At 47.2% G+C, this 18,648-nt stretch carries 16 protein-coding genes; 8 read left to right on the top strand and 8 right to left on the bottom strand.

Annotated elements, in window-relative coordinates:
- Positions 1-323: 323 nt before the first annotated feature.
- Together AC50X8_RS30275 and gyrA are read right to left on the bottom strand one after the other, a co-directional pair.
- Positions 324-1,403, bottom strand: a complete 1,080-nt coding sequence (locus AC50X8_RS30275) for an HD-GYP domain-containing protein (RefSeq protein ID WP_056035990.1) — start codon at positions 1,401-1,403, stop codon at positions 324-326.
- Positions 1,404-1,445: 42 nt separating this feature from the next.
- On the bottom strand, positions 1,446-3,950 hold the full coding sequence (gene gyrA / locus AC50X8_RS30270; RefSeq protein WP_056035993.1) for a DNA gyrase subunit A: 2,505 nt from the start codon (positions 3,948-3,950) through the stop codon (positions 1,446-1,448).
- 257 nt (positions 3,951-4,207) lie between these two features.
- On the opposite strand from gyrA, the gene AC50X8_RS30265 reads away from it, so the two are divergent.
- On the top strand, positions 4,208-4,969 hold the full coding sequence (locus tag AC50X8_RS30265; RefSeq protein ID WP_494883268.1) for a YheC/YheD family protein: 762 nt from the start codon (positions 4,208-4,210) through the stop codon (positions 4,967-4,969).
- Positions 4,970-5,107: 138 nt separating this feature from the next.
- Here AC50X8_RS30265 and gyrB read toward each other — a convergent pair whose 3' ends face one another.
- The 6 genes from gyrB to dnaA all read right to left on the bottom strand — a co-directional run bounded on the left by gyrB (position 5,108) and on the right by dnaA (position 11,539).
- On the bottom strand, positions 5,108-7,027 hold the full coding sequence (gene gyrB / locus AC50X8_RS30260; RefSeq protein WP_494883266.1) for a DNA topoisomerase (ATP-hydrolyzing) subunit B: 1,920 nt from the start codon (positions 7,025-7,027) through the stop codon (positions 5,108-5,110).
- A gap of 53 nt (positions 7,028-7,080) precedes the next feature.
- Positions 7,081-7,332 (bottom strand): extracellular matrix regulator RemB, encoded by a 252-nt coding sequence (gene remB / locus AC50X8_RS30255; protein WP_028608695.1) that lies wholly within the window; start codon positions 7,330-7,332, stop codon positions 7,081-7,083.
- A 27-nt stretch (positions 7,333-7,359) separates the two neighbouring features.
- The gene (recF, locus tag AC50X8_RS30250; RefSeq protein WP_056036002.1) at positions 7,360-8,472 is read right to left on the bottom strand and encodes a DNA replication/repair protein RecF; all 1,113 of its coding nucleotides are present in this window, start codon (positions 8,470-8,472) and stop codon (positions 7,360-7,362) included.
- 32 nt (positions 8,473-8,504) lie between these two features.
- On the bottom strand, positions 8,505-8,720 hold the full coding sequence (gene yaaA, locus AC50X8_RS30245) for a S4 domain-containing protein YaaA (protein ID WP_046234561.1): 216 nt from the start codon (positions 8,718-8,720) through the stop codon (positions 8,505-8,507).
- Positions 8,721-8,787: 67 nt separating this feature from the next.
- Entirely contained in the window at positions 8,788-9,930 is a 1,143-nt protein-coding gene (gene dnaN, locus AC50X8_RS30240; protein WP_046234562.1) for a DNA polymerase III subunit beta, read from the bottom strand.
- Between the two features lie 256 nt (positions 9,931-10,186).
- Positions 10,187-11,539, bottom strand: coding sequence for a chromosomal replication initiator protein DnaA (dnaA, locus tag AC50X8_RS30235; protein ID WP_056036004.1), 1,353 nt, complete (start codon positions 11,537-11,539; stop codon positions 10,187-10,189).
- Between the two features lie 523 nt (positions 11,540-12,062).
- Between dnaA and rpmH the strand changes: the two genes are divergently transcribed.
- The 7 genes from rpmH to rsmG all read left to right on the top strand — a co-directional run bounded on the left by rpmH (position 12,063) and on the right by rsmG (position 18,524).
- The gene (rpmH, locus tag AC50X8_RS30230; RefSeq protein WP_074904820.1) at positions 12,063-12,197 is read left to right on the top strand and encodes a 50S ribosomal protein L34; all 135 of its coding nucleotides are present in this window, start codon (positions 12,063-12,065) and stop codon (positions 12,195-12,197) included.
- Positions 12,198-12,283: 86 nt separating this feature from the next.
- The gene (rnpA, locus tag AC50X8_RS30225; RefSeq protein WP_056036007.1) at positions 12,284-12,625 is read left to right on the top strand and encodes a ribonuclease P protein component; all 342 of its coding nucleotides are present in this window, start codon (positions 12,284-12,286) and stop codon (positions 12,623-12,625) included.
- A gap of 306 nt (positions 12,626-12,931) precedes the next feature.
- Entirely contained in the window at positions 12,932-13,765 is an 834-nt protein-coding gene (yidC, locus tag AC50X8_RS30220) for a membrane protein insertase YidC (RefSeq protein ID WP_056036010.1), read from the top strand.
- Positions 13,762-14,382, top strand: a complete 621-nt coding sequence (jag, locus tag AC50X8_RS30215) for an RNA-binding cell elongation regulator Jag/EloR (protein WP_056036014.1) — start codon at positions 13,762-13,764, stop codon at positions 14,380-14,382. Before yidC ends, jag begins: the two co-directional genes overlap by 4 nt.
- Before the next feature lie 74 nt (positions 14,383-14,456).
- Positions 14,457-15,836 (top strand): tRNA uridine-5-carboxymethylaminomethyl(34) synthesis GTPase MnmE, encoded by a 1,380-nt coding sequence (gene mnmE / locus AC50X8_RS30210; RefSeq protein ID WP_056036017.1) that lies wholly within the window; start codon positions 14,457-14,459, stop codon positions 15,834-15,836.
- Between the two features lie 64 nt (positions 15,837-15,900).
- Positions 15,901-17,787: a tRNA uridine-5-carboxymethylaminomethyl(34) synthesis enzyme MnmG gene (mnmG, locus tag AC50X8_RS30205; protein ID WP_494883263.1), complete on the top strand. Its 1,887-nt coding sequence runs from the start codon at positions 15,901-15,903 to the stop codon at positions 17,785-17,787.
- A gap of 11 nt (positions 17,788-17,798) precedes the next feature.
- A complete protein-coding gene (gene rsmG, locus AC50X8_RS30200; RefSeq protein ID WP_056036029.1) occupies positions 17,799-18,524 on the top strand; it encodes a 16S rRNA (guanine(527)-N(7))-methyltransferase RsmG in 726 nt (241 codons plus the stop codon).
- Positions 18,525-18,648 lie beyond the last annotated feature (124 nt).

Below are 18,648 nucleotides of genomic sequence, written 5' to 3'. Positions count from 1 at the left end.
GGCAGTTTCACTCGTTGTTCAGTTTTCAAAGAACAATTTCTCTTGCTTGCGTTTCGTTCGTGTCTGCCGTATGTCTCAGCGGCGACTCATATAATATATCACGGGTGCCTATACCATTGCAAGTGTTTTTTTCAAAAAATATCAATTCTTTTTTTAATAGTGTTTTTCCTTGTACCTCAAAGCCCTGAATCCCTTATATATAAAGGGATAAAGCCGCCCAGCACATACTCTGGACGGCTTTATTTTACTATTACTTTTACGTTTTGACGACCTATACTCTCAATAATAGTAGCTTTATAAAGCTTAATCTATCCCATCTATACTTAGGATGGAATAACCTCATTGATATGCAGATGCCGCTCTACCGTTAAGTTAATAATAGATCCTTCAATGGAAACCCATGGTCTGGTTGGATGCACATGATCAGAAAACACGATCTCTCCTACCCGTTCATCACTAAGCCTAACCTTTGTTCCATTATGGAACTGCGTAACCTTCTCAACAAACACTCGAACATAAGTCGGATCAAGCTTGCCGAAAGCATCGCTTTGGATCTGCTCTAGAACTAGATAAGGCGAGACCGCCTTACGATAAGACTTGTTCAAGGTCATAGCATGAAAAATATCAGCAATAGCTACAATCTTCCCGTATGGATGGATTTTAGCCGCATCAATGCCAAGAGGGTATCCCGTTCCGTCTACCCGCTCATGATGCTGAAGAGCAGCCAGCTTGGCACCATCGTTCAGAGATGCTACATTTTTGAGCATTTGGTAGCCCAGCACGGTATGTCGTTTCATCTCTTCCAGCTCTTCTACGGTTAGCGCAGTCGGTTTGGAAAGAATCGAGCGATCAATACGCGTATTCCCAAAATCATGAAGCAAGCCGCCAAGAGCAACTTGCATCCATTCTTTTTGAGGAAAGCCGTTCCACTGCGCAATAAGATAAGAGGTGAGCGCACAAGCAATGCTATTATGAAGCAAATAATCACGCTCCATAAAACTGCGCGGCACAAACGTCAAAATCTGATAGTTCTTAATATGCTGCAGCAAATTCTCCATCTGATTGCGAATATCCATAATAGGGATGCCTTCCGGCGCTGCATGATCATTAAATACTTGTCTCAGCAGCACCAGCATCTTGTCATATTCATCATGCAGGGATGATGCAGCAATTGGCTTATCGTCCACTTGTTTGGAGTCAGCGCCTGCTTTTGCATCTTCAGACGCTTTAGCAGCAGCTGGTCCATCAACGGCCACGCTTGAAATAATGAAAGCTCTCAAAATTTCAAGCTCGCGGCCAGCAATAACCTTGCCTTTTTGAAGTAGCACCCTTCCTAAAGGGGTAAGGACATCTTCACTAATCTTATCGCCTAACTTCACTTGTGATAAAGTCACCGTTGGCACAACGGTTCCCTCCCCATGTCCTGGATTCCCCTGATATAAAAACTATTCGTTCTCTTCGCTGTCTGAAGGCTGTGCAGCATCAAATTCAGTTGCTTCGCCTTCTTCCAGGTCATCGCTCACTTCTTCACTGCGGGCAATACGAGTAACCGTTGCTACTGTATCTTCATCGCGGGTATTAATCAATTTAACGCCCTGCGTATTGCGGCCCATTGTAGAGATGCCTTCCATGCTTGTACGAATCAATGTGCCTGATGCAGTCATAATCATCAGATCCTCATCATTTACAACGACCTTCAAGCTGACGATTGGGCCGTTCTTATCCGTAACGTTAAGCGTCTTAATCCCTTTACCGCCACGATTTTGAATGCGATATTCGCTCATTGGCGTCCGTTTGCCATAGCCCTTGGACGTAACGATCAGCACATCATTATCATTCATGACGATATCCATATCAATAACAGCATCGCTGTCATCAAGCTGGATACCCTTCACGCCTGTAGCCGAACGGCCCATAGAGCGCACATCATTTTCAGAGAAACGAATCGACATGCCTTCCGCCGTACCCATAACAATCTCCTGCTGACCGTCCGTCAGCTTGACGCCAATCAGATCATCGTCTTCACGCAGCGAGATGGCAATGAGGCCGACTTTGCGAATGTTGATATAGTCATCGAGAGGCGTTTTCTTCACGACACCTTGACGGGTTGCGAAGAACAGATAGTGATTCGGGTCAAAATCCTGTACAGGAATAACCGCATTAATCGTCTCGCCCTGCTCGATTTGAATTAAGTTAATAATCGGCGTACCGCGTGCTGTCCGGCTGAGATCAGGAATCTCATAAGCTTTCAGCTTGTACACCTTGCCCTTATTGGTGAAGAAGAGCAAGTAGTGATGCGTATTGGATACAAAAAGATGCTCGACAAAGTCATTATCCTTCGTATCCATGCCAACGACACCTTTACCGCCCCGCTTCTGGCTCCGATAAGTCGTAACCGGCAGGCGCTTGATATAGCCGCTGTGTGTGATGGAAATAATAACATCCTCACGAGGAATCAAATCCTCATCTAGAATTTCCTCATCACTAGCCGTAATTTCCGTACGGCGCTCATCGCCAAAACGATCTCTAATCTCGTTGAGCTCTGTGCTAATGATTGCAAGCACCAGCTGCTCATCAGCGAGAATCGCTTTGAACTCGGCAATTTTCTGTAGAAGCTCTGTATATTCTGCTTCGATCTTATCGCGTTCCAGACCTGTCAGGCGCTGCAAACGCATATCGAGAATGGCTTGTGCCTGCTCGTGGCTAAGATCGAATCGAGTGATCAAGCCTTCACGAGCAATTTCAGCTGTTTGGGAACCGCGTATTAACGCAATAACCTCATCCAGATGATCCAGCGCAATCCGATAGCCTTCCAAAATATGAGCACGAGCTTCAGCTTTCTTCAAATCGTATTCCGTACGACGACGGATAACCTCGATTTGATGCTGCAAATAATGATAGAGTACTTCACGCAAATTCAGCGTCTTTGGCTCGCCATTAACGAGAGCCAGCATATTAATGCCGAAGTTGGACTGCATTTGCGTCTGTTTGTATAAGTTGTTAAGCACAACGCTAGGATTCACATCACGGCGAAGCTCGATAACAACCCGCATGCCTGTACGGTCAGACTCATCGCGCAAATCCGTAATGCCGTCGATCTTCTTCTCCCGAACGAGCTCTGCAATTTTCTCAACGAGACGGGCTTTATTTACTTGATAAGGCAGCTCATATACGATAATACGCGCTTTATTGCCATTCTCTTCAATCGTTGCCCGCGCACGCATGGTCACCGTTCCGCGACCCGTCAAATAAGCTTGACGGATGCCGCTTAATCCCATAACAATACCTGCCGTCGGGAAATCAGGACCTTTTACATAATCGATCAATTCAAGCGGTGTTATATCCGGATTAGCAATAAGCGCCTGTACACCGTCAATGACTTCCCCCAAATTATGCGGAGGAATATTCGTTGCCATACCTACAGCTATCCCTGTTACACCATTGACTAGCAAGTTAGGAAAACGCGCCGGCAATACCGCAGGCTCCTTCTCTTCACCGTCATAGTTCGGAATGAAATTCACTGTTTCCTTGTTAAGGTCACGCAGCAGCTCCATTGCAATCTTCGATAGACGAGCTTCCGTGTAACGCATGGCTGCTGCCATGTCACCATCAACCGAACCGAAGTTGCCGTGTCCATCTACCATCATGTACCTCATTGAGAAATCCTGTGCCATACGCACCATGGACTCATACACAGCCGAATCACCGTGAGGATGATACTTACCGATAACTTCGCCTACAATCCTTGCGGATTTTTTGTGAGGCTTGTCCGGTGACATCCCAAGCTCCGACATTGCGAATAAAATCCGGCGATGAACAGGCTTGAGTCCATCCCTTACATCGGGCAATGCGCGACTTACGATAATACTCATCGCATAGTCCATAAAGGAATCGCGCATTTCCGTGCCAATATCACGGTCTTTAATCTGCGAATATTGTTCTTCCGCCATGCTTTACCTCCCTGACGTCTATCTGCAAACCTGTAAACATCATTGTCTCTCTAGTTCTTTCTTAAATAAGACGATACTAAACCTAAATTCCACGAACATAGACGAAAAAATAGGTTAAACACCGTATTCCGTTACGCTCCGATTGCCATAAACTAAACAAATCCAACTTTTATTATACCACTCATTCTAAACTCTGTCTCCTGCCGGAATAAGAATCGATAGGCTCAGGCAGTGATTTAAAGAAAGGGGAATCAAGCTTGTCTATACAGCGCGTTACTAGCAAATGGGCTAAAACGCAGGTGCTCCTGCGCTCCGAACATTTGCGCCAATACATGCCTGCTACCGAGCTGTTCAGCAAAGAAAATCTGCTCGCAATGCTCACCGAGTACAGCATGGTTTATGTGAAACCCGTCAACGGCACCTTTGGAAAAGGAGTCATTCGGGTCGAGCAGTATGCCGCTCCTGGCCGAGGCTTCCGATACCAGATTGAAACCAGAGTTCGCACGTTCGCTACCTTCGACCAATTGTACAACAGCCTTTATCGCTATCAAGTAGGCAAACGCTACCTCATCCAAAGGGGGATCTTCCTGCTTCGCCATCAGAAGCGGCGCTTTGATATCCGCGTAATGGTGCAGAAAAATCCGAAAGCCAGCTGGGAAGCGACGGGCATCATCGGCCGTCTCGCCCATCCCGCAAAAATCGTCACCAACTACCATAGCGGCGGCACGCCAATGCCATTTGAACAGCTTATGAATGGTCATTTGTCAACATCTGAACAGCAAGCGTATAGACAGCGTTTGAACAAGCTTAGCCTATCCATCGTTCACCAAATGCTTCAGGCTTATCCGCGAATAAAAGAAATCGGTGTCGATATTGCAATCGATACGAAGCTGCGCCCATGGATACTAGAGGTCAATACTTGTCCCGATCCGTTTATTTTTCGCAAGCTTCCTGACAAGTCCGTGTTTAAAAAAATATATCGATACGCCGTTGCCTATGGCCGGTACAAAAGAAAATAGCCGCCACTAGTGCATATCTTCATACTGTGAGCATAGCCCCGTACAAAAACGCATTCTAGAAACGACTATTTTTAATTTCAAGCGGCAAGCTATGCCGCTGTACTTAAATGATTCAGCAATTAACGATCCCAAGGAAAGCTAAATGTCGAGATTTTTAACGCTTAGAGCATATTGCTGGATGAAGTTACGACGCGGTTCAACGTTGTCGCCCATCAGCGTATCAAAAATCGTATCGGCTTCAATGGCGTCATCAATCGTTACTTGAAGCATGGAACGGCTTTCTGGATCCATCGTTGTTTCCCAAAGCTGGACAGCATCCATCTCGCCCAAGCCTTTGTAGCGCTGAATGTTAATTTTACCGGTTTGACCAAACTCAGCAATAATTTCATCACGTTCCTTCTCGTTCTGCGCATAACGAATGACCTTGTTGCGCTCGACTTTATAGAGCGGCGGCTGGGCGATATAAATATAGCCCGCTTCGAGAATTTTGCGCATGTAGCGATAGAAGAACGTCAGCAGCAGGGTACGAATATGCGCGCCGTCAACGTCGGCATCCGTCATAATAATGACTTTGTGATAACGCGCCTTCGCCAAATCAAAGTCCTCGCTGATGCCTGTTCCGAGCGCCGTAATAATCGCCCGAATCTCCGCATTGCCGAGAATACGGTCGAGTCTTGCCCGCTCAACGTTCAGAATTTTACCACGCAGTGGCAAAATAGCCTGGAAGTGACGGTCACGGCCTTGCTTAGCCGAACCACCGGCCGAGTCACCTTCTACGATGTACAGCTCGCTGATTGCCGCATCCTTGGAGGAGCAATCCGCTAGCTTACCTGGCAGCGAGCTGACTTCAAGCGCACTCTTACGGCGCGTCAGCTCACGCGCTTTGCGCGCTGCTTCCCGTGCTCTGGCAGCTTGAAGGCCTTTTTCTACAATTTTGCGGGATACAGCCGGGTTCTCATCGAGAAACTCCTGAAGCTTCTCTGCAAGCAGCGATTCGACAATACCGCGAACCTCGCTGTTGCCTAGCTTTGTCTTCGTTTGTCCTTCGAATTGCGGCTCGGGAATTTTGACCGAAATAATCGCTGTCAAGCCTTCGCGCACATCATCGCCGGAGAAATTGGAATCATTGTCCTTCAGCAAGTTCGTTTTGCGGGCATAGTCATTGATAACCCGCGTGAGCGCACTTTTGAAGCCGGATTCATGCGTTCCGCCCTCATGGGTATTAATATTATTCGCGAAGGAATAAATGTTTTCGCTATAGCCGTCGTTATACTGGAGGCCTAATTCCACCTGGATATGATCCTTGGAGCCCTCCACATAAATCGGCGCTTCATGCAGCGCTTCCTTGTTGCGGTTCAAAAACTGGACGAATTCATTAAGGCCGCCTTCGTATCTGAACGTATTGGTCATCCCTGTACGCTCATCCGTCAGCGAAATTTGAATTCCTTTATTTAGAAAAGCAAGCTCCCGAATCCGGGACTGCAAAATATCGTATTCATAAACCGTCGTCTCCGTAAAAATCTCTGGATCCGGCTTAAAGTTAATCGTCGTTCCTGTATCTTCTGGCGATGTCTCGCCGATGACATGAATGTCCGATTCTGGCGCTCCGCGGCGATACGCCTGCTGATGGATCTTCCCTTTAAGCTTGACGGTTGCTACTACGCGCTCCGACAAAGCATTAACGACAGACACGCCGACCCCGTGCAAGCCTCCGGAAACTTTATAGCCTTCTCCGCCAAATTTACCGCCGGCATGAAGCACGGTCATGACGACTTCAAGCGTCGACTTCTTCAGCTTGGCATTTTCGCCGACAGGGATACCACGTCCATTGTCGACTACGGTAATGCTGTTATCTTCATGAATCGTGACATCAATTTGATTACAATAGCCAGCAAGCGCCTCGTCGATACTGTTATCGACAACCTCCCATACGAGATGGTGGAGTCCCTTGCTGCTTGTGGAGCCAATATACATACCAGGGCGTTTGCGGACGGCTTCCAGTCCCTCTAGCACCTGGATCTGACTCTCGTCATACGTATGCTGCGGATTCAAAGACATTAATGCTCACTGCTCCTCTCAACTGCTCTTGCTACACGTTATTCTGGCCCTTGTCAGCCATTCGCTACAAAATGATGAGCCCGCTTCTTCAAGGTGGAGGATGAAATTGGCGAATAATAGATTTTCTGCTTCGTCACAACGATGGATTTCGGCTCCTCTTCGCCAATCGTCTCCACGTCCTTGCGCTTGCGAGCGCCTGCAACGAACTGCTTGGATAACTTGGAGGATTGCTCTATGGATATATCGAAAATGGCTACCAGCTCGGCAGCCCGAATAATTTTCTCGCCGCCCAAATGGATATACATGCTCCCCCGCCTCCCGATCGTTTGCGCTTATCCGCGCGTCACTTGGCCTTCACGCACATTATAGATACAAGCGTCCTGCAGCTTGCTAATATTGACGCTCTCAAGCCCGGTTGTCGTGATGAACGTCTGCACCTTGCTCTGAAATGTTTCTATGAGCTGCGTCTGCCGGTGCTGGTCAAGCTCAGACAGAACATCATCAAGAAGCAGCAGCGGATATTCCCCAATCTCCTCAGCAATCAGCTCAATTTCTGCCAGCTTTAGCGAGAGTGCGGTTGTGCGCTGCTGTCCCTGGGAACCATATACAGATGCCTCTTTGCCGTTAATAAAAAAGGCCAAATCATCGCGATGAGGCCCAACGAGCGACATCCCTCTGCGAATCTCCTGCTCTTTCACTTGTGTTAACTTTATCATAAATTGCTCAAATAAAACAGATTCATCTTCCGGCTCGCCGCTGCCAAGCGATGGACGGTAGGTAATCGTGAGCTGTTCGCTGCCAGCCGTAATGCCAGAATGGATCTGCTCAGCCCAGCGCTGCAGTTTATGTATGAAGTGTTCCCTTTTTTTCATAATTTTAACACCTAGCTCGGCAAGCTGTGTATTCCATACATCCAGCATCGTCTGCTGCATGGAGCCAGGAGATGCAGACTTCAGGTAGTTATTGCGCTGTACAAGCACCTTGCCGTATTGCTGAAGGGTATGCAAATAACCGGGCTGCACCTGACCGATTTCCATATCCAGAAACCGTCTGCGTACACCCGGCGTGCCTTTTACAATTTCGAGATCCTCCGGCGCGAACATGACCACATTCAGCGACCCGATGAAGTTGCTCAGCTTGCGCTGCTCGAGCCCGTTAATTTTCGCTTTCTTCCCCTGCGTCGACAGCAGCAGCTCAAGCTGCGCCGTACCATAGCGCTTGTCTACCATGCCTTGCAGGCGAGCCGAATCCGCTTCCCAGCCAATCAGCTCCTTGTCCTTGGACGTGCGGTGCGATTTGGTGAGGGCAAGCGCAAATATCGCTTCCAGCAAATTCGTCTTGCCCTGGGCGTTCGGACCGACGAACAGATTGACCTGATTACTCGTCTCCAGCTCAAGCTGTCCGTAGTTGCGGTAATTTTGCAAATGAATATTTTTTAAAAACACGTCTGCTGCCCCTCCCGGTCCTTAGCTAATCGTTATGAACCGGTAACAGTAAAGACGCCGAAGCCTTCTACTTCGACACGGTCCCCGACATACAGCTTGCGTCCACGTCTGTTATCCGTCTCGCCGTTGATCGTAATCTTGTTCTCCTGCAGAAAAAATTTAGCTTGTCCACCTGTGGATATACAATCCGATAGCTTTAAAAACTGCCCCAACGGAATATATTCGGTGCGAATGGCAACTTCCTTCATCGTGGCTTGCCCACCTTCCTCTTCTCGAGCTCTATTCATATCTTTCGCTAGCCTTCTCGCGAGGCTGCTACGTTGTTGTCCGGTAAGGCAAAATTACGTACATGTTGTACGAATGATCGGTCGGCTTAATGATAATCGGGCTCATAGCACCTGTAAAGCCGATGAAAATTTGCTCGCTGTCAATTACTTTGAGCACATCGAGCATGAACTTGGAGTTGAAAGAAATGCGCAGCGGCTCGCCTTCAAATTTCTTGGCATCGATCTGCTCGGTTACGCGGCCAAGCTCGGTCGAGCTTGAAGAAATTTCGATCGAATTGTCATCAAGCGTAATCAGTCGAACAATATTCGTCTTCTCTTCACGCGACATCAAATAAGCACGGTCGATCGCATCCATCAAATTTTTGGTATCGACGACAAGTTCTGTTTTGTACGTCTGCGGAATAATCTTGGAAGTATCCGGATACATGCCATCAAGCATACGTGTATAGAACAGCACATTTCCAAGCTTAAACATGACCTGGTTGTCGGCGACGACAATATCCACGAGGGCATTTTGCTCAGGGACAAGCTTTGACAGCTCGACCAGCGTTTTTGCAGCAATAATGACATTGGAGAAGCGATATTCCGGATCGGTTTCGGTATGCGCATTGCGGCTTGCCAGACGGTGGCGATCCGTTGCTATAAATTTCAGCTGCTGATTGTTAAGCGTCCATAATACGCCAGTCAATACGGCGGTTTGCTCATTGGTGGAAGCGGCTAGTACCGTTTGGCGGATCATCGTTTTCAACAAATCGCCTGGCATTTGAAATAAGCCATTTTCTTCAATAGACGGCAAAATTGGAAATTCCTCAGGATCAAGACCGACCATTTGGATGTCGGAGGAGCCGGAGCGGATCATTGTCTGGAACTGAGCGCCAACCTGAATTTCAACATTATCGGAAGGCAGCTTTTTAATAATCTCGACAAAAAATTTAGCAGGGAGAACAACGCTTCCCGGTTTATCCACATGTGCAATAAATAAATTATCGCGTTCTACCGGGATGAAGCTTTGAATAGATATTTCAGTATCGCTTGCCGTTAAGGTTACACCTTGATGAGTTACATCTATTTTGATTCCACCGAGAATCGGGATGGCTGGTCTGGAGGAGATTGCTTTCGCTACCTGCTGGATCGCATCGTTTAGTTCATTTTTTGAAATCGTTAATTTCATAATTTCTCTCCTATATCCGCAGGGAGACATAGCGAATCATAGTGGATGTTCCGCGAATGTCTTATTCCGCTTATGGATGATGTTTTTTTAAAGATTTTTAGTAGTCGTAGTAGTAGGGGGCCTGAATATGTGGATAAGCGGGACAAGTGCTGATAGATCAAGCCTATCCACATGTGTATAGACTGTGCATAGGCTTGTGTTCGTTTTCCGTATAAAAGTGGATAACTTTTCAGCGCAAATTGTCCTGCTTAACGGCTTACGTATGATTTTTGATTTTTTCAGTCAGGTTTTGCAAAATTTTGTACAAGTCCTGATCAATTTTAAGCTGCTGCGTAATTTTCTCATGGGCATGAATGACCGTCGTATGGTCCCGTCCGCCAAATGCTTCGCCAATCTTCGGCAGCGAGTGGTCCGTTAGCTCGCGAGAGAGGTACATGGCGATTTGCCGCGGATAGGCCACAGCTTTCGTCCGTTTGCGCGCTTTAAACTCCTCAAGCCGCAATCCATAAAACTCCCCGACTTTCTGCTGGATCTCGTTGATGGTAATCAGCTTCGGCCGGCTTGAAGGAATGATATCCTTGAGCGCTTCGGCTGCCAAATGGGAGGAAATATCCTGATTAATGAGCGAGGAGTAGGCGACAACCCTGATCAGGGCGCCTTCCAGCTCACGAATATTCGTATCGATCTGGTTAGCGATATAAACCATCGCTTCATTGGGAATATCGAGATTTTCGGCCTTGGCCTTCTTGCGCAAAATGGCAATTCGCGTCTCCAGGTCAGGCGCTTGGATGTCCGTAATTAAACCCCATTCAAAGCGGGAACGAAGGCGTTCCTCCAGGGTCGGAATTTCCTTCGGCGTGCGGTCGCTGGAGATGACGATCTGCTTGCGCTCTTCATGAAGCGCATTGAAGGTATGGAAAAACTCCTCCTGCGTCCCGTCTTTACCAGCCAAAAATTGAATATCGTCAATAAGCAAAACGTCGATATTCCGGTATTTATTGCGAAAGCTTTCCCCACGGTTGTCACGAATCGCGTTAATAAATTCATTGGTGAATTTCTCCGACGAGATGTACATGATCTTCGTATTGGGGTTGTGATCCTTGATATAGTGGCCGATCGCATGCATCAAATGCGTTTTTCCAAGGCCAACGCCGCCGTAGAGAAACAGCGGATTGTACGCTTTGGCCGGTGCCTCGGCTACCGCAAGCGATGCCGCATGGGCAAAGCGATTGTTGGCGCCGATAACGAATGTCTCGAACGTATATTTGGAGTTCAGCACATGCGTGTGGCTTTCTTCCTGTACGACGGGCACATCCATTGCTCTGGGCGGCATCATAGCTGCCGGTTCAGCGCTTCGAGCCTCTTCAATGGAAAAACGCACATCGACCTGTCTGCCTAGAAATTCAAACAGGGTTGTGCGAATTAGTTTTGTATAACGGCCTTCCAGCCATTCAGCTGCAAATGTTGTCGGTGCCGTAACTTCAAGCAAAGTATCATTCACGAACGAAGCCTTAGTTGCCTTAAACCAAGTATCAAAACTTGGCTTGCTCAGCTTCGTCTGAATAATTGACAACACTTGCTGCCATATATCATAAGCATGGCTGTCCACAGACGTCACTCCTTATCAAAATCGCCGAAACGGCGCAATTAAGCCATATTCTGTCGAATGAATGTCATTTTTCCAAGGAAAACATCCACAATATGAAGAAATGAAAACGGTTGAGTTATAAATAGGGGATTAACTTGTTCACATTTTTATCCACAGGCTGTTAATAAGATTGAGGATAAAGGGAAGGTATCCACATATAAAACATATCCATCATAGCAAAAGATCCCTTGTATTTCAACGGATTCGAAGATTTTATCCACATATTCAATAGCTTGTGTATAAAAGTTGCGCACAACACTAGATATTGTTTATATCTTGTTAAGATTTCGACAAAGTTCGTAAGTCGGCTGAAAAAGTTGTGCACAGCTTATTCATTTTCTGCAAAATCGCCGATTTCATTCATTTATCCACAGCTTTCGATTTCTTGTCTGAAAGGCGCAGGGTGAGTTGACTTTCCGAAGGGTACGTGCTTTAATTGAACTACCTGTTTTTTTTAAGAAGAAGTACGGGAGGTGCAGAGTAAATGAGACCTACATTTAGACCGAATGTTAGCAAACGTAAAAAAGTGCATGGATTCCGCAAACGGATGAGCACGAAAAACGGACGTAAAGTTTTGGCGGCGCGTCGTCAAAGAGGCAGAAAAGTTCTTAGCGCATAAGCAAAAGACCACGTCGGGTGGTCTTTTTTTTTGCCTTGCCCACGATACTTTTGAACATATTAAGGAAAGAACGGTGAAATGGAGTCGTGCAAAGAAGATTGCGTCTGCGTAACCGTAGCGACTTTGGCCGGGTCTACCGGGGAGGCAAATCGTTCGCCAACGGGCAGTTCGTCGTATATTGGTCGAAGCAGCCTGTGGCGGAGCCTTTCCGACTGGGCATTTCAGCAAGCAAAAAAATCGGCAATGCGGTTGTTCGCAACCGGATGCGCCGTGTCATTAAAGAAATCATCAGGCTCAATGAGGCACGGATCGTTCCAAAGGTCGACTTCATTATTATTGTAAGAAAGCCTGCAGTAGCGATGGAGACGAGCCAACTGGAAAAAAGCATTATGCATGTGTTAAGGAAGGCCGGGCTCCTTAAACGCTAAGCGTAGAAGGAGTTATTGTCCTTTGGAAACCGTCCGTTTTGCGTAGAAAAAGAAGCTCCTGAATAATAGAAATGGTTATCCTTGAACATATTAGAAAAACGTTTACATAGGTACCGAAAATACCTCATGACCTTCCTTTCTTTTGTCCTACCAATTATGGTATAGTTTAAAGGATGAGAAGGTATAAGAAATATGTCTGTAACGATGCAGATTTATCTCATGCGAAACTGCGTAGTTTGTGCTGAATGGCGACGAAACCGTTTATGCTGGATAGGCGAAGCATCGGCTCTCAAGAGAGGAGTTTTCATGTTGTTTCGGAAAGAAAACCGTAAATGGCTTTTTGTTTTAGGCATGCTAATGGCAGTGGTAGTCATTGCAGGCTGCGGTTCGCAGGTAGCTCAAACGACGAGTACAGAGGATTTGCTTAAGGGAAACTTCTGGCAGAAAAATGTCGTTTATTATTTTGCGCTTACGCTTGATACGTTCGCAGATTGGTTCGGCGGTGCTTATGGCATAGCCATTCTGCTCATTACCATTATTGTAAGAACAGCCATTTTGCCGCTGACGATTAAGCAATATCGCAGTTCGAAGGCTATGCAGGCTTTGCAGCCGCAAATCGCTGAGATGAAGAAGAAATACAAGGATGACCCGAAAAAGCAGCAGGAAGAGACAATGAAGCTGTTCCAGGCCAATCAGGTAAATCCGATGGCAGGATGCTTGCCGCTCATTGTACAGATGCCTGTATTTATCGCGCTCTATAATGCGATATATATGAACCCTGAGGTGCGTACGCATGCTTTCTTGTGGTTGCAGTTAGGGGAGAAGGACCCTTATTACATTCTTCCGGTTATCGCCGCGGCGACAACTTTCATCCAATCGAAGATGATGCAGAAGCAGCAGACGCAAACAATGCCTGGTATGGGAGCGATGCTTGCCATTTTCCCAGTGTTGATTTTCGTCATGGCGATTAATTTCCCAGCAGCTCTGCCGCTTTACTGGATTTACAGCAACATTTACACAATTATTCAAAACTATTTCTTGTATGTGCGCAATGCTGACAAAAAAGGCAATGACGATACAGGCACCAACGATAAACAATCTAAAGGTAAGGGTAAACGTAAGGGGGCCCTCGCGAAATGAAGAAAATCGTTGCATCAGGGAAAACGGTAGAAGAGGCTGTACAAAGTGGTTTGACACAATTAAATGTGGCTGAGGATCGTGTGAGGGTGGCTGTTCTTGAGCAGCCGTCCAAAGGATTCCTCGGTTTGATCGGCGTGAAAGAAGCGAAAGTAGAACTGGAGCTTATTCCTGATCCAACAAGTGAAGCTGAGCAGTTCCTTCTGGAAGTGGCGAGCACAATGGGACTAGATGTATCCATTGAACGCAAGCAGACGAGGGAAGGCACGCAGCTTTCGATTTCAGGCGGGGGAGATCTCGGCATGATAATCGGAAGGCGCGGGCAGACGCTCGATGCATTGCAGTACTTGGTTAATATTGTGGCAAACCGCTATTCGGACAGTCATCTTCGTATCGTACTTGATGCAGAGGATTTTCGCGAGCGCCGGCGCAAGACGCTGGAAGAGCTGTCAGAGCGCCTTGCGGGCAGAGTGATTCGCACGAAAAAAGAGGTGGTGCTGGAGCCGATGTCTTCCCATGAGCGGAAGGTCATTCATTCCCAGCTGCAAAATCATCCTCGTGTGAAAACATACAGTAAAGGTGATGAGCCGCATCGGCGGATTGTCATTGCACTGAAGTGATAAAGGTAGAACAGATTCGCAGCAATGGCTCCCATGGTCATTGCTGTTTTTCCATTTGAGAGGTGCTGAACACAATGATACAAGATACGATAGCCGCGATTTCAACCGCTGTTGGAGAGGGCGGCATTGCCATTATCCGCATTAGCGGCCCGAATGCTATTGCGGGGACAGCTGCGCTATTTCAGAGCCGAACGGATCTGCGTGAAGCAGACAGCCATACGGTGCATTATGGGCATATCGTTCACCCGGCTACCGGCGAGCAGATTGAAGAGGTGCTGGTGACGCTTATGCGTGGGCCGCGTTCTTTTACAGCCGAGGATGTTGTGGAAATCAATGCTCATGGCGGCGTAGTGGCGGTTAAGAAGGTGCTTGATGTTGTGCTGATGCAGGAAGATATGCGATTAGCTGAGCCTGGGGAGTTTACGAAGCGGGCCTTTCTGAACGGGCGCATCGATTTAATGCAGGCGGAAGCGGTCATCGATCTTATTCGTTCAAAGTCGGATCGCGCTTTCTCCATTGCGCGCAAGCAGGCCGAAGGCTTGCTGTCGAAGCGGATTAAAGCACTCCGGCAGACGGTCATTGAGCTGCTGGCGCATATTGAAGTAAATATCGATTACCCCGAGCATGATGTCGAGGAAATGACGACTGCTTATATTCGTGATCAAAGCCAAATTGCGCTGGATGAAATTGCTAAGCTTTTAAAAACAGCAAATGAAGGCAAAATATTAAGAGAAGGTATTATGACGGCAATCGTCGGCAGGCCTAATGTGGGCAAGTCATCATTGCTTAATATGCTGGCGCAGGAAAATAAAGCGATTGTGACCGATATTCCCGGCACAACGCGTGATGTTATAGAGGAATATGTCACGCTTAATAATATCCCGCTGAGGCTGCTGGATACAGCAGGCATTCGCGAGACGAGCGATCTTGTCGAGCAGCTTGGGGTAGAGCGATCGCATACGGCGCTTGCGGAAGCCGATCTTATTTTATTCGTGCTGAATTATAATGAGCCGCTGCATGCCGATGACCGTGAACTGCTGGACCGTATGGCGGGACGCCAAGTGGTATTGGTCATTAATAAAACCGACCTGCCAGGCAAGCTCGACATGGAAGAAATCGAGAAGCGCTTTAGCCCGGAGGCAATTGTCCGCATGTCGGTTCTGCAGGAAGCGGGACTGGATCATTTGGAGAAGGCGATTAGCGGGATGTTTTTCGAAGGCAAGCTGGATTCCGGCGATTTGACCTACGTCAGCAATGTGCGGCATATTGCTTTATTGAAACGGGCGCAGCAGTCGCTGCTTGATGGTATTGAGGCATCAGAAGCAGGCATTCCGATTGATGTGATGCAAATTGACGTGCGCTCTGCTTGGGAGTCGCTCGGTGAAATTCTTGGGGATGCCGTCGGAGATTCATTGATTGATCAAATCTTTTCGCAATTTTGTTTGGGCAAATAATAAGCGGTCAATAGCCTCCGGACGAACATCCATCAGGCTAGCAGCGCTTTGGGAGGTACTTGGAATGGGATACGAAGCAGGGCAATATGACGTTATTGTCATCGGTGCGGGGCATGCGGGCAGCGAAGCTGCGCTTGCGGCAGCGCGTATGGGCTGTGAGACGCTATTGCTGACGATAAATTTGGATATGGTAGCCTTCATGCCATGTAATCCGTCGATTGGCGGACCGGCGAAAGGGCATGTTGTACGTGAACTGGACGCTTTAGGCGGCGAAATGGGCCGTAATATTGATAAAACCTTCATCCAGATGCGGATGCTGAATACAGGCAAAGGGCCTGCGGTTCACGCGCTTCGCGCACAAGCTGATAAGTTCGCCTATCAGCATGAAATGAAGAAGACGATTGAGGAGACGCCTAAGCTGACGCTGCGACAAGGAATGGCGGAGGAGCTGATGGTGGAGGAAGGCAAGATAGTGGGGCTTGTGACAAAAACAGGCGCAATCTATCGCTCGAAGACGATTGTCCTGACAACAGGCACCTATTTGCGCGGCAAAATCATTATGGGCGAGCTGATGTATGAGAGCGGACCAAATAATCAGCAGCCGTCGCTGAAGCTGTCTGCAAGCTTGAAGGAGCATGGCTTCGAGCTGGTACGTTTCAAAACTGGTACGCCGCCACGCGTACACAAGGATACGATTGATTTTTCAAAAACAGAAATTCAACCGGGCGATGAGCAGCCGAAATTTTTCTCGCATGAGACAATTTCCTCTAATAATGAGCAGCTTCCTTGCTGGTTGACCTATACGTCAGAGCAAACGCACAAAATCATAAACGATAATTTGCATCGCGCGCCAATGTTCTCGGGAGCAATTGAAGGCACAGGCCCAAGATACTGCCCATCGATTGAGGATAAAATTGTACGTTTTGCCGATAAGCCAAAACATCAAATTTTTCTGGAGCCGGAGGGTCTGCATACGTCGGAGTATTATGTACAAGGACTTTCCACAAGCATGCCGGAGGATGTCCAATTGGGCATTTTACGATCAATCCCAGGATTGGAAAAAGTTGAAATGATGCGCAATGGCTATGCGATTGAATATGACGCGGTCGTTCCAACACAGCTTTGGCCTTCATTGGAGACAAAGGTTGTCGACGGGTTATTCACAGCTGGACAAATCAACGGAACTTCCGGTTATGAGGAAGCGGCTGGTCAAGGTGTTATTGCCGGCATTAACGCTGCCCGTAAAGTGCAGGGGAAAGAGCCGGTCATTATTGCACGTTCCCAGGGCTATATTGGCGTAATGATCGATGACCTTGTAACGAAGGGAACGAATGATCCTTATCGTTTGCTGACTTCCCGAGCGGAATATCGTTTGCTGCTTCGCCATGATAATGCTGACCTGAGATTGACGCCAATTGGCTATGAGATTGGTTTGATTTCGGAAGAGCGTTATGAAAGCTTTTTGAATAAAAAAGCATTGGTTGAGCAGGAAATTGAAAGATTGCGTACAACAAAAGTGAAACCAGAAGAAGCACAGCCCGTATTAAAAGCTGCGGAATCAGCTGAAATTCCGTTTACAGTAGATGCGTTATCGTTGCTTCGCCGTCCGGAAATTACGTATGCGATGCTGGAAAGCATCACACCTTCAGAGCTTGCTTTGACAGAGGAGATGAAGGAGCAGGTCGAAATTCAAATTAAATATGCTGGATATATCGAGAAGCAACTGCTGCAGGTTGAACGATTGAGCAAAATGGAGAAGAAGCGTATACCGGATGATATCGATTATTTCGACGTGCAGGGACTTGCTTCGGAAGCGAAGCAAAAGCTGTCGGATATCAGACCGTTGTCGATCGGTCAGGCTTCCAGGGTAGCTGGCGTAACACCAGCCGATATTTCCATACTGCTCGTTTATTTGGAGCATTATAACCGCGTTGTAGCGGCGAGAGGATAGAAGAACAAACGATGGAACAGACGATAGAGTGGTTTCCAAAGCTGATGCAGGAGCGGGGAATAGCCTTATCCCAGCATCAGCTCGATCAGTTCGATACGTATTATCGCTTATTGGTCGAATGGAATGAACGTATGAATTTGACCGGTATAACAGAGCGTGAAGCCGTATATGAAAAGCATTTTTATGATTCGGTTTCCCTTTCTTTTTTTATCGATATGGAAGCAGTCAGCAAAATAGCGGATATCGGGTCCGGTGCAGGCTTTCCGAGCATTCCGCTTAAAATTTGCTTTCCGCATTTGAAAATTGTGATTGTTGATTCCTTGAATAAACGTATCCAGTTTCTTAATGCTTTAGCAGAGCAGCTGGGTATTGCTGACGATGTCAGCTGTGTTCATGGCCGTGCCGAAGATATCGGCAGACTGCAAGGCCATCGCGATGCATACGACTTGGTAACAGCAAGAGCGGTTGCCAGGCTGAATGTACTGAATGAGTTTTGCTTGCCATTTGTACGCAAGGGCGGTCTGTTCGCAGCGATGAAAGGTTCGCAAAGTGAGGAAGAGGTTCGGGAAGCGGGGACCAGCTTGAAGGAGCTGAAAGCTGCTGTTCGTTCCGAGCACAGCTTCACTTTACCATTTGAACAATCCGAACGGCATATTGTGCTGATTGAGAAACGTGAAGCCACTCCGCGCAAATATCCCCGTAAGGCGGGAACACCGCTAAAACAACCTATTTTATAAAGAAGATTTAAAGGATCCAATTTATAGATTTTAAGATTGAGGCAGATAAATGGAAATGGTAAGTTTAGGATGTTTCACGTGAAACATTGCTTACTATTTCCAAATTTCTGCTTGTATTTTTATT

Source organism: Paenibacillus sp. JT22N15 (genome assembly GCF_059383755.1).
The sequence above is the reverse complement of the archived record's forward strand: the minus strand, read 5'-3'. Positions and strand labels throughout refer to the sequence as shown.